This is a genomic window from Corynebacterium sp. MSK074, assembly GCF_030229735.1.
Lineage (GTDB): Bacteria > Actinomycetota > Actinomycetes > Mycobacteriales > Mycobacteriaceae > Corynebacterium.
Map to the genome: position 1 here is coordinate 121,604 of NZ_JASPIX010000004.1, position 22,231 is coordinate 143,834.

Sequence of the window (22,231 nt, forward strand, 5' to 3'; positions counted from 1 at the left end):
TAAGCGATAGGATATGGGATATGAAGAAGATCCGAACGATGCTGGACGGGGTAAACGAGATTCACCTATTTCAAAGCCAGCGAGTAGCGCAGGCAGCGCAGCAAGCGCATCTGCGCAATCGGACTCGCAGTTATCGGGCGCACCGGAAAATAAACGTAGCGATTTCCCACCAGTTGGAGGAGCGCTCCCTGGCGTAAATAGGCTTTCTAACCTTGATGACCAAATTGCTGTGTGGGCGCTTCAGGGGCCAACTCCGCATCCACAGATAATCAAACAGCACAATGACATTCAGCCGGGCGCAGGCGATCGGATTATGGAGGACGCTCATGCAGATATTGTCCTCGATAGGAAAGTTACAGCAGAATCTTTCGAGTACGCGATATTTGAATCAAAAGTACGGCTCTTTACAACCGTAGGTGTCATTTTCGGCGCGCTCATCCTTATACCGGCGATACTCGTTCTTTTTGACCCACCGGAATCGATAGTTGGTACTGCGGCGGTGGGTCTGGCGGCAGCAAGCCCACTAGTCCGCACCCTCATTGGCCCTAAGCAATCCCGGAAGGACCAGTTAGAGAGCGCGGAGCGGGGAGGGGTTTAAATCCCGAAGTAGGCGCGCAGGTCGGCCGCAATGGCATCGAGGCGGTCGGCGTCGGGGGATTCGAGGTAGCACTTCAGCTTCGGCTCGGTACCGGAGGGGCGCACGATGACTCGGTCATTGTTGTCGGTGAAAAATTTGGAGCCTTGGGCGAATTTCTCTACCTTCGCCACGGGCGAGCCAGCCAGTTCAGCGGGCGGGGTAGATGCGACCTTATCCATCGCTTGGGCGATGATGCTGAGGTCATCGACGCGGAAGGTCAGCGGCTGGGTGTAGAGGGCGCCCACGGTGGCGTAGATGCCTTCTAGGCGCTCTAGCAAGGTGGTTCCTGCGGCCTTGCATTCGGCTGCGAGGCTGGCGAGCACTACGGAGGTAGCGACGCCGTCCTTGTCGCGGACAGCGGTGGGGTCGGGGCAGAAACCAATGGCCTCCTCATAACCAAAGGCGAGGTCCGGGGTGCGGGCGATCCACTTGAAACCGGTGAGCGTCTCTTCGTGGCCGAGGCCATAGTGGGCGGCGATGCGCCCGAGCAGGCGGGAGGAGACGAGCGAGTTGGCGAAGTTGCCTGTCGCACCCTGGCGGGCAAGATAGTCGCCCAAAAGGGCGCCGGTTTCATCGCCGGTGAGCTGGCGCCACGTGCCTGAGGACGTGGGCACGGCGGCGGCGCAGCGATCCGCATCCGGGTCATAAGCGATAAGAATATCGGCACCGATCTCCTCAGCGTGGCGGATGCCGAGGTCGAGGGCACCCGGCTCTTCCGGGTTGGGGAAGGAAACGGTGGGGAAATCGGGATCCGGTTGGGCCTGTTCAGGAACCAGCGAGACGCGGAACCCGCAGCGGGTCAGCAGCTTTTCGCCCAAGGCGGCGCCGACGCCGTGCATGGCGGTCAGCGCGATGGTGACATCGGTATGTGCGCCCACGAGCTGCGCGGCGCGGTCGAGGTACTCGGCGCGGGTATCGACGTCCACGATGTTGTCGGTGGATAGCGGGACTTCATCGGCATGGGGTGCCGCGGCGATGGCGGTGGCGATTTCTGCATCGGCGGGCGAAACCAGCTGTACGCCCTCTGCCGGCCCGGTGGCGATGCGGCCGCCTAGGTAGACCTTATAGCCATTATCGGCCGGCGGGTTATGCGAGGCAGTGACCATAATGCCGGCATCCGCCTTGAGCGAGCGGACCGTGAAGGCGGTCAGCGGAGTGGGGTTCTGCGCTGGCAGAACCAAGGCCTTGCCGCCGGCCGCGGAGATGACCTGTGCGGCATCGCGCTGGAACTGCGCGGAGCCGTGGCGGGCATCGCAACCAATGGCTACCACTGGGGTGTCTACGTGCTGTTTGAGCCAGGAGATTAGCCCATAGGTGGTGCGGATGACCACGGCGCGATTCATGCGGGACTCGCCCGCGCCCACGGCGGCGCGCAGGCCCGCGGTGCCGAAGGCGAGGGGACCGGCGAAGGCGGCGGCGAGCTCGTCGGTATTGCCCTCTTCAATCCAGGTCATCACCTGGCGGGCGGTGTCCGGATCGGGGTCGTGCTCGGCCCAGGTGCGGGCGTAGTCATAATCCACGGTGGCGGCCTTTGACATGGCTTAGAGCTCCTCGAGGATCTTGGCGGAGGAAGACAAGCCCAGGCGGGTTGCGCCGGCCTCAATCATGGCCAAGGCATCCTTGGCGGTGCGGATGCCGCCAGAGGCCTTCACGCCTAGCTTGTCGCCTACGGTCTCGCGCATGAGCTTAACGGCGTGTACGGAGGCGCCGCCGGCCGGGTGGAAACCAGTGGAGGTCTTCACAAAGTCCGCCTGGGCGGCTGCGGCGGCCTTGCAGGCGAGGACAATGGCGTCGTCGGAAAGCGCGGCGGACTCGATGATGACCTTGAGCACCTTGCCTGGGATAGCATCGCGCACGGCCTGGATTTCGGCCTGCAGATCCTCGGCGCGGCCCTCGATGGCCAGCGGGATATTGATGACCATGTCCACCTCTTCGGCACCATCAGCAACCGCGCGGGCCGCCTCAGCGGCCTTAATCTCCGGCTTTACAGCACCGGAAGGAAAGCCCACGACGGTAGCAATATGCAGCGAATCAGGAACCTCGATGGGCAGGGCGGACGGGGAAACACAGACGGAATAGGTGCCCAGCTCGGCCGCCTCATTCACCAAGGCGCGGAACTGTTCCGGGGTGGCCTCCGGCTTGAGCAGGGTGTGGTCGATGATGGATGCAACGTCGGTGCGGGAAGTCATAATTGTTCTCCTTAGCGGGTGAGGCGGGATTCGGAACGGGCCATCTTGAGGTCAGAGACGATGTACAGGACAATGCCGATGGCGGCGACGGCCGCCAGGATCCACAGCACGGTGTTATAGCTGGTGAGGTCCTGCAGCTTTGCCGTATAGGCAATGCCCAGTGGGATGGCGATATTGATGGTCAGGTTATAAAAGCCGATGGCGATGCCGGACTTGGCGGCGGTGATATTGCGCAGTGCGGTGTTGACCAGCGGGGCGTACATCAGCGCAAAGCCGGAGGCAAAGGCCACGATGGCCAGGATGAGCACGGCAACGTGAAGCTGCACGAAGAGCGCGGCCGCCACCAGCGCGCCGGCAACCAAAGCGAAGGCGGTGTAGATGGTGGCGCGAGAGGACAAGACGGCACCGATCTTGCCGGAGAAAATGCCGATGAGGATGGCGCAAATATAGCCCGGGATCATCAGCAGGGAGGCCTTATCGATGTTCATGCCATGCAAGTCATGTGCGGCAAACGGCAGCAGGAAGATGAAGCCCATCTGGGTGGAGTAGACAAAGAAGACCATGAGGATGGTCCACACGTAGCGGCCGTTAGTAAAGAACTCCGGGGTGACCACGGGGTGCTTGGCGCGGCCGATGTGGATGATGAAGCCTACGACGCCAAGGAGAGCGAAGATGAGCCATGCCCAGTTGAATTCCTGCATAAACATGGTCAGGCCGGTGGCGAAGACCGCGATGAAAAACAGGCCCAGGGCGTCGAGGTGGCCCTCCACGGCCGCATCTTCCGGCACCAGCTTGATAATCGGCGGGATGGCCAGGATGAGGATGAGCGGGATGAGGAACATCGCCGTCCACGAGACATAGGTGGAAATAAAGCCGGAGGTCAGCGCGCCGATGAGCAGGCCGGCCTGGAAGGCGGCGGTGGAAAAGCCGAGGTAGGTCTTTTGATCGGCCTCGCTCAAGTGCTTGGTCACGTAAATGACATACAGCGTCTCCGCGGCGGCAAGGCCAGTGGTCTGGATGAGGCGGCCGGTGAGCACCATGGGCCAGAAGCTGGAAAAGGCGAAGGCCAAAAGCGAGCCCACGGCGATGAGGACAACGCCGGTGAGCATGAGCTTGCGGATGGAGATGGAATCTGCCAGCGCGGCGTAGACCACGGCGCCGATGCCGATGATCACGCCGGCGAGGGAAGCTTGGAGGGAGGCGGTGGTATCGGAGATGTCGAGCGCCTCGGCGATTGGCATGGTCATCGTCTTAAAGCCGTTATCAATAACCAGCGAGAAGACGAAGACAAAGAGCAGGATAGGCACGGCAACCTTGGGGTTTACCGCGGAGCCTGGCCGCTTTTCCTGCGGGGAAGCGGTGGGGTGGGTGGAAGTCACGGGGAGAGGTTCCTTTTAGTCGAGCGCGTTGAGCGGAAGCGCGAGTTCAATCATGGTGCGGAAGGCGGTCTGGCGTTCCTCCGCGGAGAGGTGGGTATCGTGCACCAGGTTGTCGGAGACGGTGAAAAGTCCCAGCGCGTCGACGCCGGCCTCAGCCGCGGTGGCATAAAGCGCTGCGGATTCCATCTCTACGCCGAGCACACCCATGTGCGCCCAGCGCTCGTTCACGCTCTGGTCAAAGTTGTAGAAGATATCCGAGCTCAAAATATTGCCTACGTGGATGTGGGCCTGCTGCTTTTCGGCCTGATCCACCAAAGCCTTGAGGAGCTCCCACGAGGCGGTGGGGGCGTAGCTGCCCGGTAGGTTGTACTGGCTCAAGAAGTTGGAATCGGTGGAGGCGGACGAAGCAACGATGACATCGTGCAGCGCAATGTCTTCCTGCATGGCGCCAATGGAGCCGACACGGATGAGCTTCTTTACGCCGTAGTTGTGGATGAGCTCCCAGGAGTAGATGCCGATGGAGGGAATGCCCATGCCGGAGCCCATCACGGAGATGGGCTTGCCGTTAAAAGTACCGGTAAACCCCAGCATATTGCGCACACCGTTGAACTGGACGGTATCTTCCAAGAAGTTCTCGGCGATGAACTTCGCGCGCAGCGGGTCACCGGGCAGGAGGATGGTTTCCGCAATGGGCGCGCCCTGCGGATTGATGTGTGGGGTGGCAATATCGGTAGCGGACATATCTTCGCTCCTTGGCATGGGGTGGGGGGGGATTTTACAGACCCAGCTTAAACCCTCAGGACCCCATGTCAACGGCCGTATTTGCGGCTTTTCAACAACTGCGGAAAGCCTCACTGGACTCAGCCACCAGCGTCCGTGCCGGGGTCACTGCCCGCGGTGAGTAGTGCCACGCTTGCCGACGCCCCTTTTTCCCACCCCCCAATCCACATGCCTTCGCATGGCTGCTGGCGCACGGCAGGAGGCGTGGCCGGGCAGCCCGCAGGAGTGGTCTGCCATGCCGTTCATTCAACTGCCTTCAAAAGGCGCGAAAGTGTGTCACGAGAGCTATGCATTTTTACGTTCTGACGTGGCGATTTGTGTAAAACGTTGAAAGCAGGTTAGATTATTGGAGTCCGCAACGGAGAGCACAACGAAATAGCGATGTGTTCAACGCTAGGATGTGCCCCCTTAGCTCAGTCGGCAGAGCGTTTCCATGGTAAGGAAAAGGTCGACAGTTCGATTCTGTCAGGGGGCTCCATTCATGTTCGGAGGAAGAAATTCCCCCAAGGTGAATATGGCGGTGTAGCTCAGTGGTAGAGCAAGCGACTCATAATCGCTGTGTCGCGAGTTCAATTCTCGCCATCGCTACCGGGAAAGAAAGGCGCCCGCAGGGCGCTTTTTTATTACCGCGCTGAAGGCAGTCCAGGCTGTGCCTAGTTTCGGATTGGAACTATGGCTCTGGTAAGGTCTTCAACGCTTGATGCTGAGGCATTGAGGAATAAAAGAATAGGGGCGTGGCGCAATTGGTAGCGCAACGGTCTCCAAAACCGTAGGTTGCAGGTTCGAGTCCTGTCGCCCCTGCACAGTGAACCCCGTCATCTGGCATTAGGTGGCGGGGTTTCTTCATGCCCTATTTTCCTCTCGGCGCTTGGCCCGCCCACTTGTTATCAAAGCCACGCCTTGCAAATGCCGTGGTCAGCTTTTCATGCTGTGCAAGCTTTGCTAGGGTTGACAAAGTTATGGAGGTGCGCGCTAAGCGCCCTATTAGATTTAGTTCCCAAGGAGGGTTAGCTGTGAGCGATGAGCAGCAGCCGAAGAATTCGGGTGCATCGCGCCCGACCGGTAAGCGTCAGCTCTCTGGTGCGGCTACCACGTCCTCCGCGGACTACGCCGATAAGCACGTCGTCCGCGTCGAGGATAAGAACCACGATGACACCCCAGGTGGTGGCGTAGCCGCCTTCCCAGGCGAGGTCGTATCCGAGATGAAGAAGGTGGTGTGGCCTACCGCTAAGGAGATGCTGCAGTACACCCTCATTACCTTTGCGTTCCTTATCGTGCTGACCGTTTTGGTCTGGGGCGTTGACACCCTGGCTGGTCTCGGAGTTGAGCAGGTTCTCTCAGATTAGTAAGATAAGCGCATAATCTTTTATCCCGCTGTTTCCGCTTAGAGGAACGGCGGGATACTTTTTGCCCATACGCGGGCGGGTAGGCTGGTCCTACGCAACGCGCCGAGGAATTTTTTGGAGTAAGAATTATGAGCGACGAGAATAACGTCGAAACCGTAGGCACCTCCCTGGAAGAGGCAATGCAGTCCAACGTGCAGGAGCAGGCGGCAGAGCACGCTAGCTCCGTGGAAGAAGCACAACAGGAAGACGCTACCCCAGCCGCTCCGGCAGCGGAGGAAGCTGAAGGAACGGCTGAGTCCACCGAGGCTGCAGGCGAGTCCGCCGACGCAGCGGAACCGGCAGCGACCGAAGCAGAGGCCGAGGGTGCAGCCCCTGAGGCCAGCGAAGACGAGTCCGAGGATGCCGCCTACCGCAAGCGCCTGCGCGCCTTTACCCGCGAACTGAAGAAGCAGCCGGGCCAGTGGTACATCATCCAGTGCTACTCCGGCTACGAAAACAAGGTAAAGACCAACCTGGACATGCGCGCCCAGACCCTCGAGGTAGAAGATTCCATCTTCGAGGTCGTTGTACCTATTGAGCAGGTCCTGGAGAACAAGGACGGCAAGAAGAAGATCGTGAAGCGCAAGCTGCTGCCGGGCTACGTCCTGGTCCGCGCTGAGCTTAACGACGCCGCATGGTCCGTCATCCGCGAAACCCCAGGCGTGACCTCCTTCGTGGGCAACGAGGGTAACGCCACCCCGGTTAAGACCCGCGACGTGGCTAAGTTCCTGATGCCCAACGAGGCGCCGTCCACCAAGGGCGATGCTGCCCCGAACGAGGCAGAAGGCGAGCAGGTTGTGGCTATGCCGGAGAAGGAAGTGGCCAAGAAGTACGCGCACGATTTCGAGGTGGGCGAGGCCGTGACCATCCTGTCCGGCCCGCTGGCCGCCGTATCTGCGACCATTTCCGAGATCGACCCGGAGACCGGCAAGATGCAGGGCTTGGTATCCATCTTCGGCCGCGAGACCCCAGTGGAGCTGTCGCCGACCGAGATCGAGCGCATCTCCTAAAAAGTGATTTTGTGCAGGGCGCACGGTGTTCTAAACTGGAACGCCGTGCGCCTTTGGCGTGCGTATAAGAAAACGTTTCATCCTCCGGTGGCCCACTGAAGGTGAGCATCCGGACGGGATCCCGTTATTCATCGTGGCGGACATCCCGGTAACACAGGAAAGAGGTAATTCGATGGCTCCTAAGAAGAAGGTATCCGGCTTCATCAAGCTGCAGATCGAGGCAGGCGCCGCTAACCCGGCACCGCCAGTTGGCCCGGCACTGGGTGCCCACGGCGTCAACATCATGGAGTTCTGCAAGGCTTATAACGCCGCTACCGAGAACCAGCGTGGCAACGTGGTTCCGGTTGAGATCACCGTCTACGAGGACCGTTCCTTCGACTTCAAGCTGAAGACCCCGCCGGCAGCTAAGCTGCTGCTGAAGGCCGCTGGCATCAAGAAGGGCTCCGGCGTCCCACACACCGACAAGGTCGGCTCTGTGTCTTGGGATCAGTGCAAGGAAATCGCAGAGACCAAGTTTGCGGACCTGAACGCACGTGACATCGAGAACGGCGCTCGCATCATCGCCGGTACCGCCCGCTCCATGGGCATCACCGTTGATGGCGCACCGGAGAAGTAAAAACTTTATGTGGTAGGGCCAGCTACGGCCCGCCGAACACCACACCAATCCAGAAAAGGAATTGTTAAATGAGCACCAAGTCTAAGGCTTATAAGGCCGCTGCGGAACTGGTAGATAAGTCCCGCCTGTACCGTCCGATCGAGGCTACCAAGCTGGCCAAGGAGACCTCCTCCAAGAACTTCGACGCCACCGTTGACGTCGTCTTCCGTCTGGGCGTTGATCCGCGCAAGGCTGACCAGCTGGTTCGCGGCACCGTTTCCCTGCCTAACGGCACCGGTAAGGACGTTCGCGTTGCTGTCTTCGCTGAGGGCGAGAAGGCTACCGCCGCTCAGGAAGCTGGCGCTGACATCGTTGGCACCGCTGAACTGATCGAGCAGATCAACGAGGGCAACATCGATTTCGACGTTGCTATCGCTACCCCGGATCAGATGGCCAAGGTTGGCCGCGTTGCTCGCGTCCTGGGCCCGCGTGGTCTGATGCCGAACCCGAAGACCGGCACCGTTACCGCAGATGTTGCTAAGGCAATCGCTGAGGTTAAGGGCGGCAAGATCTCCTTCCGCGTTGATAAGGCTGCTAACCTGCACGCCATCATCGGCAAGGCATCCTTCGATGCTGAGAAGCTGGCTGAGAACTACGGCGCCCTCATGGACGAGATCCAGCGTCTGAAGCCTTCTTCCGCTAAGGGCATCTACATCAAGCGCGCTACCATCTCCACCACCTCCGGCCCGGGCATCCCGGTTGACGGTTCCGTGGTCAAGGATTACACCGCGTAAGCAGTCCTAACGCACTGCGTTCAAAGTTAAAGGGCTTCGAGGATTGCCTCGAAGCCCTTCTTCTATGTCTTAGCCCGCCTGCAGCTACACGGCGTCAATATCGTCTGGCGCCCAATCGCCGCCGTCGAAGTAAACGTTGCGTGCCAAAGGAATTTGGTGCGAAGCAGACTCCAGGATGTGCATAAAATATCCGGCTGTATTCGGAATGACAAGGGTATCTCCTACGGCAGTGCCATCCGGGAAATCCAGTTCGCGGCGCAGGATAACCTCGTCTTCAATGCAGTAGGCACCCACCACAAAGCCAATGTGTGGGTTGCGGGAGATTTCCTTTTGTCGCCAAGCGGGGCGGCCTCGGCCGCGCGGGAAAGGGCCTGGTTATCGTGCAGGCGCAGGTCATCGCGGAACCACATCAGGCTGGTCATAGCGGCCATGCTACGCGGAGCACACGGCGATTTGGAGAAACCGTGGGTGGGGAGGTAGTGTTTTTCACGAAGTTTGAACGGCCAGATCACGGCCGAGTCAAAGTTCACCGAAGACCGTTGGTCATCCATTTGGATCGAAGGTTCTCCATCCTAGGAGGCGGCCCACGCAGGAGACACTTTGCGATTATTCGCGGCATTCTCTTATGTCGCGCGCCCTGTGCTCTTGCACGGGGCTTTTGTTGTTTCGGGTAACCGAAGCGAGGAAGGCCCCGGCGGAATAATAAAAGAGATGTTTTGGAAGGAGGCGAGAGACAATGGCAAACCCAAAGAACACTGCAGACCTGGCAGAGCTGAAGGAGAAGCTGGCTGGCGCTAACTCTGTCGTACTGACCGAGTACCGCGGCCTGACCGTATCCCAGCTGCAGGAGCTGCGTAACGATCTGGGCTTTGACGTTGAATACTCCGTCGCCAAGAACACCCTTTTCAAGATCGCTGCCAAGGAAGCTGGCATCGAAGGTCTTGATGATTTGCTGACTGGCCCGACCGCAATTGCGTTCATCAAGGGCGAGGCAGTGGATGCTGCGAAGGTCATCACCAAGTTCGCTGATGACAACAAGGCACTCATCATCAAGGGTGGCTACATGGACGGCAACGCACTGTCTGCCGACCAGGTTGAGGCCATCGCCAAGCTGGACAACCGCGAGACCACCCTCGCAAAGCTGGCTGGCGCTATGAAGGGTTCTATGGCGAAGGCAGCCGCTCTCTTCAACGCTCCTGCAACCAAGGCTGTACGCACCGTCGCAGCCCTGCAGGACAAGAAGGAAGCAGAAGCTTAAGTCGTCACAAAAGACGCACAATTACAACACCGTGTGCGCGGCATAAAACACGCGCAGCGCACACACAACACAGAAAGGACTTGCCATCATGGCTAAGCTCACCAAGGACGAGCTCATTGAAGCTTTCAAGGAAATGACCCTCATCGAACTGTCCGAGTTCGTTAAGGAATTTGAAGAGGTATTCGACGTTGAGGCTGCTGCTCCGGTTGCTGCTGTTGCAGCTGGCGCTCCGGCTGAGGGCGGCGCTGCTGCCGCTGAGGAGAAGACCGAGTTCGACGTCGTTCTGACCGACGCTGGCGCTAAGAAGATTGGCGTTATTAAGGCTGTCCGCGAGATCGTCTCCGGCCTGGGCCTGAAGGAAGCTAAGGAAATGGTCGAGGGTGCTCCTAAGGCTATCCTCGAGGGCGCTTCCAAGGACGACGCTGAGGCTGCTAAGACCAAGCTGGAAGAGGCTGGCGCTTCCGTCGAGCTCAAGTAATTTCACTGAGCTTTACGCTTTCAAACCCCCACTCTTACCGCCGCGCGCGGTGGGAGCTGGGGGTTTCCTGGTTTTGTGCCTTGGCGGATTCTTCCTGTCACAGCGATTGAACTGTGCGGGGGAGGTCGCGCCCTATAAAGCGGCCGCGTTGTGCGCCGTAGGTGGCACGACTTCCGGAGGATTGTGGCCGCAATATGGGTTTCTTTGTGCCGGAAGGATGGTAGGGAGTGCACCGCGGGCCTGTAGAAACAAGGAATCGCCGCCAAGGGCTGTAGAATTAGCCCCCATGCTGCCCAAGTCCCGCATTTTTTCCGTCCTGCTCCTAGGCCTCGGCGTCGCGCTCATCGCCGCCGGTATTGTGGCGCCGGCGTTTTTGGATTACTCCCCGCGGCTGCCGCTGAACCTGAAAAACAGTACGTGGACACTGCACGATGATTCTGCGGATTCGCAGCAGCTGTCCAAGGACGGCACCACGCCGTATTCGGGCCCCATGACCTACCAAATCAACATGGATATCCAAGAGCCCTCGGATGATGAGAAGGCCACCGTACGCATTGGTGAGACCCGCATGCGCGGCCAGGGGGAGGGGCTCAATGACCTGAGCCAGGCCCAGGTGTGGACCTATCCCGTGGACCGCCTGAGCGGTGAGGCGGCGGGGGAGGCCTCGTTGAGCCACACGCTTGCGACCCCGTCCGACACGGTGACCGTGGACGGATACTGGCTCAAGTTCCCAGCGGATGCGGAAAAGACCAACTACCCGGTCTTTGACCCGACGCTGCGCAAGGCCGTCGATGCGGTCTTTGAAGAAGAAACCACGATGGACGGCCGTACGGTCTACCGCTACCACCAAGAAATTGAGCCGACCAACGTGGCGCAGCTGTATGCGGCCGATGGAAATACCACCAGCCTGCCCAAGGAAGGCGGCGGCGAGGAGCAGGGCTACCTGACCCACTCCGGCAGCCGCGACTTCTACGTGGACCAGCAAACCGGCCTCGTGGTGGGCATGGAAATGGACATCGATGATTACTACGCGGATCGCGAGGGCGTGGGCCGCGAGCGCGCCTTCGTTTTTAACGGCTCTACCTCAGAAGAGGACCAGCAGGCGCTGCTCAAGGAGGCGGCAGATTTCCCGCGCGACCGCGTAGCGGAGATCGTGCGGTGGGTTGCCATCGGCCTCGGTGCACTGTTGACTCTGCTCGGAATCATTGGCGCGCTGGGCCTATTTGGCGGCAAGAATAAGCATGCTCGCTCGCGCCATAACCGTGGACGCGTCGGCGGCAATGCAGTCCCGGCCAGCCGCTAAAAGCCCAGTTAAGAAACTTATTCGCCACCAGGTTTGCGGTGTGGCGAGAATTTAGTGGTAGGGTGCTCGGTGGTTGTCGCGCACAGTGGCGCGACGTGGACGCGTTAGTGCCGCGGCGAGCACGAGCTTGCCCCCTAGCGCGGTAGCGACACGCCCCAAGAGTGGTGTGTCTTTACATGGCAGGTCTTTTCCTATAAGCTGTTTCGTTGCGCTGGAATCTGGATCTTCGGTGCACATTTAGCCTTTCAGGCCGGTGATGGCAAAACCGACTTGACAAGGTGATTTTGTGCATTCTGAACCCAGACACTCCACAGCAGACCGAATGCTAGAATTACCAGCGGTTTTGCGGCTCGTCGGCCAGGGCGAGCAGGCAATCCGCGTGAGGTGCTGGAAGGACCCATCTTGGCAGTCTCCCGCCAGACCAAGTCAGTGGCCAATATCCCCGGAGCCCCGAAGCGATACTCGTTTGCAAAAATCAGCGAGCCTATCGCCCTGCCGGGTCTCCTTGACGTACAACTTGATTCCTTTGATTGGCTCGTCGGCGCGCCGGAGTGGCGCGAGCGCGAGCAGGCTGAGCGCGGCGATGACGCCCGCGTGACGAGCGGCCTCGAGGATATCCTTGAAGAGCTCTCGCCGATTGAGGACTACTCGGGCAATATGTCCCTGTCCTTGTCGGAGCCGCGCTTTGAACCGGTGAAGAACACCGTGGATGAGTGCAAAGAAAAGGACATCAACTACTCCGCGCCGCTGTACGTGACCGCAGAGTTTATTAATAACGACACCCAAGAGATTAAGTCGCAGACCGTCTTTATCGGCGATTTCCCGATCATGACGGATATGGGCACGTTCATCGTGAACGGTACCGAGCGCGTCGTCGTCTCTCAGCTGGTGCGCTCCCCGGGCGTGTACTTCGATCGCTCGATCGATAAGTCCACCGAGCGCCCGCTGCACTCCGTGAAGGTTATTCCTTCCCGCGGTGCATGGTTGGAGTTCGACGTCGACAAGCGCGACACCGTCGGCGTGCGCATTGACCGCAAGCGCCGCCAGCCGGTAACCGTGCTGCTTAAGGCACTGGGCTGGAGCGAGGAGCAGATCAAGGATCGCTTCGGCTTCTCCGAGCTCATGATGTCCACCCTGGAGTCTGACGGTGTAGCGAACACCGATGAGGCACTGCTGGAGATTTACCGCAAGCAGCGCCCAGGCGAGCAGCCCACCCGCGAGCTGGCTCAGTCCTTGCTGGATAACTCCTTCTTCCGCGCAAAGCGTTACGACCTGGCTAAGGTCGGCCGCTACAAGGTCAACCGCAAGCTGGGGCTCGGCGGCGACCACGATGGTCTGATGACCCTGACCGAGGAAGACATTGCCGTCACCCTCGAGTACCTGGTCCGCCTGCACGTAGGCGAGCGCGAGATGAAGGCACCGAACGGTGAGATGATCTCCCTGCACACGGATGACATCGACCACTTTGGTAACCGTCGCCTGCGCACCGTGGGTGAGCTCATCCAGAACCAAGTCCGCGTCGGCCTGTCCCGCATGGAGCGCGTTGTGCGCGAGCGCATGACCACCCAGGATGCAGAGTCCATCACTCCGACCTCCCTGATTAACGTGCGCCCGGTCTCTGCTGCTATCCGCGAGTTCTTCGGTACCTCGCAGCTGTCCCAGTTCATGGACCACAACAACTCGCTGTCCGGCCTGACCCACAAGCGTCGCCTATCCGCGCTGGGCCCAGGCGGCCTGTCTCGTGAGCGCGCCGGCATTGAGGTGCGAGACGTTCACGCTTCTCACTACGGCCGTATGTGCCCGATTGAGACCCCTGAGGGCCCGAACATTGGCCTCATTGGTGCGCTGGCGTCCTACGCCCGCGTGAATGCTTTTGGTTTCATTGAGACCCCGTACCGCAAGGTTGTGGACGGCAAGATCACCGACCAGGTGGAGTACCTCACCGCCGATGAAGAGGACCGCTTCGCTATTGCTCAGGCCGAGGTCGAGCAGGACGCAGAGGGCAACCTCACCGGCGAGCGTATTGAGGTCCGCCTGAAGGACGGCGACATCGGGCTTACCGACGCCGCCGGTGTGGACTACGTTGACGTCTCCCCGCGCCAGATGGTTTCCGTGGGTACCGCCATGATTCCGTTCTTGGAGCACGACGATGCTAACCGTGCCCTGATGGGTGCGAACATGCAGAAGCAGGCCGTGCCGCTGGTGCGCTCCGAGGCCCCGCTGGTGGGTACCGGCATGGAGCAGCGCGCTGCGTACGACGCTGGCGACGTTGTTATCACCCCGAAGGCCGGTGTGGTCGAAAACGTCACCGCTGATGTCATCACCATCATGGATGATGAGGGCCAGCGCGATACCTACATCCTGCGTAAGTTCGAGCGCACCAACCAGGGCACCAACTACAACCAGACCCCGCTGGTCTCCATGGGCGAGCGCGTAGAGGCCGGCCAGGTTCTGGCTGATGGCCCGGGTACCCACAATGGTGAGATGTCCCTCGGCCGCAACCTGCTGGTTGCCTTCATGCCGTGGGAAGGCCATAACTACGAGGACGCCATCATCCTCAACCAGCGCATCGTGGAAGAGGACATCCTGACCTCCGTCCACATCGAGGAGCACGAGATCGATGCTCGCGATACCAAGCTGGGCGCCGAGGAAATCACCCGCGAGATCCCGAACGTCTCCGAGGACGTGCTGAGCGACCTGGACGAGCGCGGCATCATCCGCATCGGTGCCGACGTCCGCGCCGGCGACATCCTGGTGGGTAAGGTCACCCCGAAGGGTGAGACCGAGCTGACCCCGGAGGAGCGCCTGCTGCGCGCCATCTTCGGTGAGAAGGCCCGCGAGGTCCGCGATACCTCCATGAAGGTGCCGCACGGTGAGGTAGGCAAGGTCATTGGCGTTGCTCGCTTCTCCCGCGACGATGATGACGATCTGGCCCCTGGCGTCAACGAGATGATTCGTGTCTACGTTGCCCAGAAGCGCAAGATCCAGGACGGCGATAAGATGGCCGGCCGCCACGGCAACAAGGGTGTTGTGGGCAAGATCCTGCCGCCAGAGGATATGCCGTTCATGGAAGACGGTACCCCGGTGGACATCCTGCTTAACACCCACGGTGTGCCGCGTCGTATGAACATTGGCCAGGTCCTCGAGGTTCACCTGGGCTGGCTGGCACACGCCGGCTGGAAGGTTGATACCGAGGATCCGAAGAACGCCGAGCTGCTCAAGACCCTGCCGGAAGAGCTCTATGACGTGCCTGCGGATTCCTTGACCGCGACCCCGGTCTTCGACGGTGCTACCAACCACGAGATCGAGCGCCTGCTGGCTTCTTCCCGTCCTAACCGCGACGGAGATGTGCTGGTGGATGAGCATGGCAAGGCCACGCTTTTCGACGGCCGCTCGGGCGAGCCATACAAGTACCCGATTTCTGTCGGCTACATGTACATGCTCAAGCTGCACCACTTGGTCGATGAGAAGATTCACGCCCGTTCCACCGGTCCTTACTCCATGATTACCCAGCAGCCGCTGGGTGGTAAGGCCCAGTTCGGTGGCCAGCGCTTCGGCGAGATGGAGGTGTGGGCAATGCAGGCATACGGCGCTGCCTACACCCTGCAGGAGCTGCTGACCATCAAGTCCGATGACGTCGTCGGCCGCGTGAAGGTCTACGAAGCCATTGTTAAGGGCGACAATATCCCAGACCCGGGCATCCCTGAGTCCTTCAAGGTGTTGCTCAAGGAGCTGCAGTCCCTGTGCCTGAACGTGGAGGTTCTCTCCACCGATGGCACGCCGATGGAGCTGTCTGGCTCTGATGACGATGACATGGATAGCCCATCGCTTGGCATTAACCTGTCCCGCGATGAGGGTTCCTCTGCTGACATCGCCTAGTTAGTTTCTTGGTCCACCGCGGGGAAATCCCCGCGGCTGGGCATAAACGTTTCATTCATAGAAAGCCATCAATTCCTCGACAACGAGGATGAAAGGGAGACATTACGTGTTTGACGTAAATCTCTTCGACGAGCTCCGCATCGGTCTGGCCACCGCAGACGATATTCGTCGCTGGTCCAAGGGCGAGGTCAAAAAGCCCGAGACCATTAACTACCGCACCCTGAAGCCGGAGAAGGACGGCCTTTTCTGCGAGCGCATCTTCGGCCCTACCCGTGACTGGGAGTGCGCTTGTGGCAAGTACAAGCGCGTCCGCTACAAGGGCATCATCTGTGAGCGCTGTGGCGTTGAGGTGACCAAGTCCAAGGTTCGCCGTGAGCGCATGGGCCACATCGAGCTGGCTGCTCCGGTAACCCACATTTGGTACTTCAAGGGCGTTCCTTCCCGCTTGGGCTACCTGCTGGACCTGGCTCCGAAGGATCTCGAGCGCATCATCTACTTCGCGGCCAACATCATCACCTCCGTGGATGAAGAGGCTCGCCACAACGATCAGTCCACCCTGGAAGCAGAGATGCTTCTGGAGAAGAAGGACGTTGAGGACGATACCGAGTCCGAGATCGCAGAGCGCGCCTCCAAGCTGGAGTCTGACCTGGCTGAGCTGGAAGCAGCCGGCGCCAAGGCAGATGCCCGCAAGAAGGTGCAGAACGCTGCCGATAAGGAGATGCAGCACATCCGCGAGCGCGGCGAGCGCGAGATCGCCCGCCTGGATGAAATCTGGAACACCTTCATCAAGCTGGCTCCGAAGCAGATGATCATCGATGAGACCATCTACGAAGAGCTGGTTGACCGCTACGAGGATTACTTCACCGGCGGCATGGGTGCAGAAGCCATCCAGACCCTGGTCCGCAACTTCGACCTCGAGGCTGAGGCCGAGGAACTGCGCGAGATCATCAACAACGGCAAGGGCCAGAAGAAGATGCGTGCGCTGAAGCGCCTGAAGGTTGTTGCTGCCTTCCTGCGCTCCGGCAACGATCCGGCCGGCATGGTGCTGGACGCCATCCCGGTTATCCCGCCAGAGCTGCGCCCGATGGTGCAGCTGGACGGTGGCCGCTTCGCTACCTCCGACCTGAACGATCTCTACCGCCGCGTGATCAACCGCAATAACCGTTTGAAGCGCATGATCGACCTGGGTGCTCCAGAGATCATCGTGAACAACGAGAAGCGCATGCTGCAGGAGTCTGTGGACGCGCTCTTCGATAACGGCCGCCGTGGCCGTCCGGTTACCGGCCCGGGCAACCGTCCGCTGAAGTCCCTGTCTGACTTGCTCAAGGGCAAGCAGGGCCGCTTCCGCCAGAACCTGCTGGGTAAGCGCGTGGACTACTCCGGCCGTTCCGTTATTATCGTTGGTCCGCAGCTGAAGCTGCACGAGTGTGGCCTGCCGAAGCTCATGGCGCTCGAGCTGTTCAAGCCGTTCGTTATGAAGCGCCTGGTAGAAAATGACTACGCCCAGAACATCAAGTCCGCCAAGCGCATGGTTGAGCGCCAGCGCCCTGAGGTGTGGGACGTTCTGGAGCAGGCCATTTCTGAGCACCCAGTGATGCTTAACCGTGCACCTACGCTGCACCGCCTGGGTATTCAGGCCTTCGAGCCGAAGCTGGTTGAGGGTAAGGCTATTCAGCTGCACCCGCTGGCTTGTGAGGCGTTCAACGCCGACTTTGACGGTGACCAGATGGCAGTTCACCTGCCGCTGTCCGCTGAGGCACAGGCTGAGGCTCGCGTCCTGATGCTGGCGTCCAACAACATTCTGTCCCCAGCATCTGGTAAGCCGCTGGCCATGCCACGTCTGGACATGGTTACCGGCCTGTACTACCTGACGATGGACAAGTCCGAGGATGAGATCGGCGGCAATGGTCGTTTCCGCGAGGCAGAGAAGGACAAGCCGGCTACCGGCGTCTTCTCCTCCTACGCTGAGGCCCTCATGGCCTATGACCGCGGCACCGTTGGTCTGCAGGCTCCGATCAAGGTCCGCATCGATCACCTTCGCCCTCCGAAGGAAATCGAGGAGGAGCAGTTCCCAGATGGCTGGACCAAGGGCCAGGCATGGATGGGCTACACCACCATCGGCCGCGTCATGTTCAACGAGCTGCTGCCATGGAACTACCCGTACCTCGAGGGCATCATGGTCCGTAAGGGCGGCGGCTCCGGCAACAAGGTTCTCATCGGTGACGTGGTCAATGACTTGGCCAATAAGTACCCGATGATCACCGTTGCTCAGGTGCTGGACAACATGAAGGATGCCGGCTTCTACTGGGCAACCCGTTCCGGCGTGACCATCACCATGTCTGACGTTCTGGTTCTGCCGAATAAGACCGAGATCCTCGAGTCTTATGAGAAGGAAGCAGAGCGCATCGAGCGCAAGTACTGGGAGCAGGGCGCCCTGACCGAGCGCGAGCGCTACGACCGCCTGGTTGAGCTGTGGAAGGACGCTACCGATACCGTCGGTGAGGCCGTCGAGAACATGTACCCGGACCACAATCCGATTCCGATGATTGTGAAGTCTGGTGCTGCCGGTAACATGCGTCAGATCTGGACGCTGGCCGGTATGAAGGGCATGGTTGTGAACTCGCACGGTGATTACATCACCCGTCCGATTAAGACCTCCTTCCGCGAAGGCCTGTCCGTGTTGGAGTACTTCAACAACTCCCACGGTTCCCGTAAGGGCCTGGCCGATACCGCACTGCGTACCGCTGACTCCGGCTACCTCACCCGTCGTCTGGTGGACGTGGCCCAGGATGTCATCGTCCGCGAAGAGGACTGTGGCACCCGCCAGGGCGTCCGCGTCCCTATCGGCGAGGAGTCCGGCGACAAGGTTGTTCTCTCCGAGCTGTGGGAGACCTCCGCATCCGGCCGCGTTATCGCGACCGACGTCAAGGACGCCAACGGCGAGGTTGTGGCCGAGGCCGGCTCCGACCTCACCGAGGAGCTCACCCAGAAGCTGCTGGACGCTAAGGTCACCGAGGTCAAGGTTCGCTCCGTGCTGACCTGCCAGACCCCGGCCGGCGTTTGCGCTAAGTGCTACGGCAAGTCCATGGCTTCCGGCCAGCTCGTCGATATCGGCGAGGCCGTCGGCATCGTGGCTGCACAGTCTATTGGTGAGCCGGGTACCCAGCTGACCATGCGTACGTTCCACCAGGGTGGTGTCGGTGGCGATATTACCGGCGGTCTGCCGCGTGTTCAGGAGCTTTTCGAGGCCCGTAACCCGAAGAACCGCGCTCCTATCGCCTCCGTTGACGGCACCGTATCCCTGTCTGACGAGGGTAACTTCTGGACCTTGACCATCACCCCGGATGACGGCTCTGATGATGTGGTTTACGAGAAGCTCTCCAAGCGTCAGGGCCTGGCTCAGGTTCGTCGCCCGATGGAGTCCAACCCGGATGCCATGATTGAGCGTTCCCTCAAGGACGGCGACCATGTTGAGACCGGTGACCGCCTCATGCGCGGTGCGGCTGACCCGCACGATGTGCTCGAGGTCCTCGGCCGCCGTGGCGTGGAGCAGCACCTCATCAATGAGGTTCAGGCTGTGTACCGTACCCAGGGTGTGGCTATTCACGATAAGCACATTGAGATCATCATCCGCCAGATGCTGCGCCGCGGTACCGTCATTGATGCGGGTACCACGGACTTGCTGCCGGGTAACCTCATTGACCTTTCTGAGGCTAAGCAGCTCAATGCTGCCCAGGTCGCAGAAGGCGGCGAGCCGGCTCAGCTGCGCTCGGAGATCATGGGTATTACCAAGGCTTCCTTGGCTACCGAGTCCTGGCTGTCCGCTGCATCCTTCCAGGAGACCACGCGTGTGCTTACCGACGCCGCTATTAACAAGCGCTCCGATAAGCTCATCGGTCTCAAGGAGAACGTGATTATCGGTAAGCTCATCCCGGCCGGTACCGGTATTTCCCGCTACCGCAATATCTCCGTCAAGCCGACCGAGGCTGCGCGCAATGCTGCTTACTCGATTCCGACTTATGGCGATTCCATCTATGGCGATGACGGCTTTGGTGAATTCACCGGCGCTTCCGTCCCGCTGGATGAGGACTTCACCTTCTAGGTAAAAGCGAGGGCAGTAACGCCGTAAATATTGCCCCAACAAGAAGCGTGTCTGGAAACCCAGACGCGCTTTTTTCATGCGAAAAAGGCGGGCAGATTAGAGAAGGCGTACTGATCTCCAAGAGGGATATTTAGCTGATTTATCACGTATTTAAGTGGCGCGAACAATCCGAAGGGCCACTGGCTAGGTAGATCTTCTGTTCCTGAGAGATGTATACAATGTTAACCATAGGCAATAATAAAACTAAATGTAGGTATGGGTTGTGAAAGGCAGCTGATTTCAATAATGTTACAGATTGAGGACAGTCAGAACTCAGCTAAAAATCAGTTGTTCGTACGCCTGGCCAAGAGTGGAGGGCATACTCCTGTTCTCTGATGTTCCCTAATTTTTTATAAGGAAGGACTTTTCATGAAAGTGAAGAGTTTTTACGGCGTAACTCGCCGTCGCGGCACTACTATCGCTGCCGCTGCTCTCTCTGTAGCTCTCGTAGCTCCGTTTGTTCATCCAGTTGTAAATCCGGCTTCCTCGCCGGTTGCTGCTGCTCAGGATGCAGCATCTGCGCAGGATCGCAGCGCTGATTCGCGGGGCACTTCGGAAGCAACTGCTATTCGGGCGGATGGTACTTGGGGCCAGAAGCAGGGCTACCAAGGCACTGTCTACTTGGATCGTGATGGAAACCCAGATAAACAGGACGATGCTGACGAGGCCATGCCTGGTGTAAAGGTCTTCTTGCAGTATGTTAACGGTAAGGGGCAGGTTTCTCCTATTTACTACACCACCTCGGATTCCGAGGGTAAATTCGTCTTCGACTTGTCCAAGGCGCCGAAGGATGGTCTGGGCAATCCGGTTGAATTCAAGTTGGCAGGCGATTCGAAGTTCCAAGTCCGCACTTGGGCTGAGAACCCAGACCCAGCCAAGTACACCTTGGCGGCCGGCGGCGACATGTACAGTGGCCGCTTCCATGGCCGACTGACCCGTAAATGGGAGAGCTGGGACTTTACGGCCGGCATTAACCGAATTGTCGGTTCTAAGGTCGTATTCCAAGAACGTCCGAACGTAGATGGGTGGCTTGCAAAGCCTGAAGCTGAGTGGACCGAGGCACCGACCGCTGACAAGAAGTGGCCAGACGGTGGTAATTATGGTACCGCACGGGGCGAAGTTTGGTGGGAAAACAATGAGGCCGGGGGCACACTCGCCGACAGATACTTCAATGGATCTTCAGATCGTGCCGCTACTGATGTTAAGGTCGTAGGCTCCTATGTCAACGATGAAGTAGCACGTGAGTTTGACGCTTGGAAGGAAGCAAACAAGAACCACAGTCGTGAACAGTTCCGTGTTGCCCAGAAGGAAATCGTTGAGAAGTATCAGGCTGAGCACGGCGAAGGCTCCCATATCGCAGAGTCCCGCGTAGCTTATGTAAAGGATGACGGTTCCTTCTATCTCCCCTTCGCTGGCTTGTATGGTATTAGCCGCAACGACAAGGGTAGGAGAACTACTGACGAAGAGTGGGGCACGCTCGTTTCCGCTGAGGACGAAGAGCACGGTAACCTGATGCAGTGGAACGGCACCGCGGGCCAGCGTCACCGCCACATTAACAAGGACTACATGTACTTGTATCCGGTAGTCGGTGATAACCGTGACCTATGGATGGGTAATTACCAGGACAATATGTTCCAGCCCGCCGATGATCCAATAGGTAAGGCGCTTGTGTCAGATAATATTTATGACCAGAAGTTCGCGTTGTTGACTCCGCGCCCGATTCACGACGTATTCAATTACGACAACACTTCTGCTATCGCAGCTCCTGGTGATACCGCCAAGTCGAAGACTACCGGCCTGGTTCCTAACCAGCAGTACGCCATTGAGTGGTTTGCGGACGGTGAATCCACCGGTGAGGTTTGCACTGTCACTGCTAACAAACTAGGTGAGTTGGAATCCTGTGACTTCACAGTCCCGAAGGACCTATCCAAGGCGACTGTGTACTCTTCTCAGGTATTCGCCGCCGATGCTTCGGGTAAGCCTACGGGTACGCTACTTCTGGCGGATTCTTTCCTGGCAGACCCGACTCCGTCGATTACTGCTGGTTCTGAGACGGATGAGGTTCCGGCTAATAATGAGCCGAAGACCTTGGATGATAAGGTTAAGAACCCGACTGAGGGCATGACTGGTGAGGTCCTGGATAAGGACGGTAAGCCGATTGAGGGTGCCAAGGTTGAGGTTGATCCGGAGACTGGTGACATTAAGGTGACGGTGCCGGAGGGTACTGACCCGCAGGATGCCAAGGTTGTTGTTAAGGACAAGGATGGCAACAAGGTTGGTGATCCGATTGATGTGAAGATCACTGCGCCGAAGACCGATGTTCCTGCTCCGTCGATTACTGCTGGTTCTGAGACGGATGAGGTTCCGGCTAATAATGAGCCGAAGACCTTGGATGATAAGGTT

At 59.2% G+C, this 22,231-nt stretch carries 15 protein-coding genes, 3 tRNA genes and 2 pseudogenes; 14 read left to right on the plus strand and 6 right to left on the minus strand.

The annotated features are described in order from the left end of the window. The first annotated feature begins 13 nt into the window (after positions 1 to 13). Positions 14 to 598 (plus strand): DUF2335 domain-containing protein, encoded by a 585-nt coding sequence (locus QP965_RS05595; protein ID WP_284844352.1) that lies wholly within the window; start codon positions 14 to 16, stop codon positions 596 to 598. On the opposite strand, the gene QP965_RS05600 is transcribed toward QP965_RS05595, so the two are convergent. The 4 genes from QP965_RS05600 to deoD are packed head-to-tail and all read right to left on the minus strand — an operon-like array spanning position 595 to position 4,946. After that, positions 595 to 2,175 carry a phospho-sugar mutase gene (locus tag QP965_RS05600; protein WP_284844353.1) on the minus strand — a complete coding sequence of 527 codons (1,581 nt, stop codon included), beginning with the start codon at positions 2,173 to 2,175 and terminating at the stop codon, positions 595 to 597. The two genes, QP965_RS05595 and QP965_RS05600, sit on opposite strands and share 4 nt — an antisense overlap. A 3-nt stretch (positions 2,176 to 2,178) precedes the next feature. Beyond that, positions 2,179 to 2,826 (minus strand): deoxyribose-phosphate aldolase, encoded by a 648-nt coding sequence (deoC, locus tag QP965_RS05605; RefSeq protein ID WP_284844354.1) that lies wholly within the window; start codon positions 2,824 to 2,826, stop codon positions 2,179 to 2,181. Positions 2,827 to 2,837: 11 nt separating this feature from the next. Then, positions 2,838 to 4,205: an MFS transporter gene (locus QP965_RS05610; RefSeq protein ID WP_284844355.1), complete on the minus strand. Its 1,368-nt coding sequence runs from the start codon at positions 4,203 to 4,205 to the stop codon at positions 2,838 to 2,840. 15 nt (positions 4,206 to 4,220) lie between these two features. Further along, complete coding sequence (deoD, locus tag QP965_RS05615; protein ID WP_284844356.1) at positions 4,221 to 4,946, minus strand: purine-nucleoside phosphorylase; 726 nt, start codon at positions 4,944 to 4,946, stop codon at positions 4,221 to 4,223. 441 nt (positions 4,947 to 5,387) lie between these two features. Here deoD and QP965_RS05620 point away from each other — a divergent pair. The 7 genes from QP965_RS05620 (at position 5,388) to rplA (ending at position 8,769) form a co-directional block, all read left to right on the plus strand. Next, positions 5,388 to 5,463 (plus strand) — tRNA-Thr (locus QP965_RS05620). Between the two features lie 38 nt (positions 5,464 to 5,501). Then, positions 5,502 to 5,573, plus strand: a tRNA-Met gene (locus tag QP965_RS05625). 140 nt (positions 5,574 to 5,713) lie between these two features. Next, positions 5,714 to 5,786 (plus strand) — tRNA-Trp (locus QP965_RS05630). 212 nt (positions 5,787 to 5,998) lie between these two features. Continuing rightward, entirely contained in the window at positions 5,999 to 6,331 is a 333-nt protein-coding gene (gene secE, locus QP965_RS05635; RefSeq protein ID WP_049358680.1) for a preprotein translocase subunit SecE, read from the plus strand. Between the two features lie 128 nt (positions 6,332 to 6,459). Then, a complete protein-coding gene (gene nusG, locus QP965_RS05640) occupies positions 6,460 to 7,380 on the plus strand; it encodes a transcription termination/antitermination protein NusG (protein ID WP_005327959.1) in 921 nt (306 codons plus the stop codon). A gap of 172 nt (positions 7,381 to 7,552) precedes the next feature. Further along, positions 7,553 to 7,996: a 50S ribosomal protein L11 gene (gene rplK, locus QP965_RS05645; protein ID WP_005327961.1), complete on the plus strand. Its 444-nt coding sequence runs from the start codon at positions 7,553 to 7,555 to the stop codon at positions 7,994 to 7,996. 68 nt (positions 7,997 to 8,064) lie between these two features. Next, positions 8,065 to 8,769, plus strand: a complete 705-nt coding sequence (gene rplA, locus QP965_RS05650) for a 50S ribosomal protein L1 (RefSeq protein WP_005327963.1) — start codon at positions 8,065 to 8,067, stop codon at positions 8,767 to 8,769. A gap of 84 nt (positions 8,770 to 8,853) precedes the next feature. Here the strand turns inward: rplA and QP965_RS05655 are convergent. Beyond that, positions 8,854 to 9,081 (minus strand): annotated as a pseudogene (locus QP965_RS05655) (Y4yA family PLP-dependent enzyme); the annotation flags it as partial. Next, on the minus strand, positions 8,991 to 9,320 hold the full coding sequence (locus QP965_RS11535) for a deoxyribodipyrimidine photo-lyase (protein WP_350309237.1): 330 nt from the start codon (positions 9,318 to 9,320) through the stop codon (positions 8,991 to 8,993). The pseudogene QP965_RS05655 and the gene QP965_RS11535, both read right to left, overlap by 91 nt. A gap of 185 nt (positions 9,321 to 9,505) precedes the next feature. Between QP965_RS11535 and rplJ the strand changes: the two genes are divergently transcribed. The 6 genes and pseudogenes from rplJ to QP965_RS05685 all read left to right on the plus strand — a co-directional run. Next, positions 9,506 to 10,027: a 50S ribosomal protein L10 gene (gene rplJ, locus QP965_RS05660; protein WP_005322886.1), complete on the plus strand. Its 522-nt coding sequence runs from the start codon at positions 9,506 to 9,508 to the stop codon at positions 10,025 to 10,027. Between the two features lie 88 nt (positions 10,028 to 10,115). Then, positions 10,116 to 10,505: a 50S ribosomal protein L7/L12 gene (rplL, locus tag QP965_RS05665; protein ID WP_023020528.1), complete on the plus strand. Its 390-nt coding sequence runs from the start codon at positions 10,116 to 10,118 to the stop codon at positions 10,503 to 10,505. Between the two features lie 286 nt (positions 10,506 to 10,791). Continuing rightward, a complete protein-coding gene (pgfA, locus tag QP965_RS05670; RefSeq protein ID WP_284844358.1) occupies positions 10,792 to 11,808 on the plus strand; it encodes a cell envelope lipid trafficking protein PgfA in 1,017 nt (338 codons plus the stop codon). Positions 11,809 to 12,192: 384 nt separating this feature from the next. Continuing rightward, entirely contained in the window at positions 12,193 to 15,687 is a 3,495-nt protein-coding gene (rpoB, locus tag QP965_RS05675) for a DNA-directed RNA polymerase subunit beta (RefSeq protein ID WP_250409856.1), read from the plus strand. 106 nt (positions 15,688 to 15,793) lie between these two features. Beyond that, positions 15,794 to 19,789: a DNA-directed RNA polymerase subunit beta' gene (locus tag QP965_RS05680; protein WP_040424892.1), complete on the plus strand. Its 3,996-nt coding sequence runs from the start codon at positions 15,794 to 15,796 to the stop codon at positions 19,787 to 19,789. A gap of 408 nt (positions 19,790 to 20,197) precedes the next feature. After that, positions 20,198 to 22,231, plus strand: a pseudogene (locus QP965_RS05685) (hypothetical protein); the annotation flags it as partial.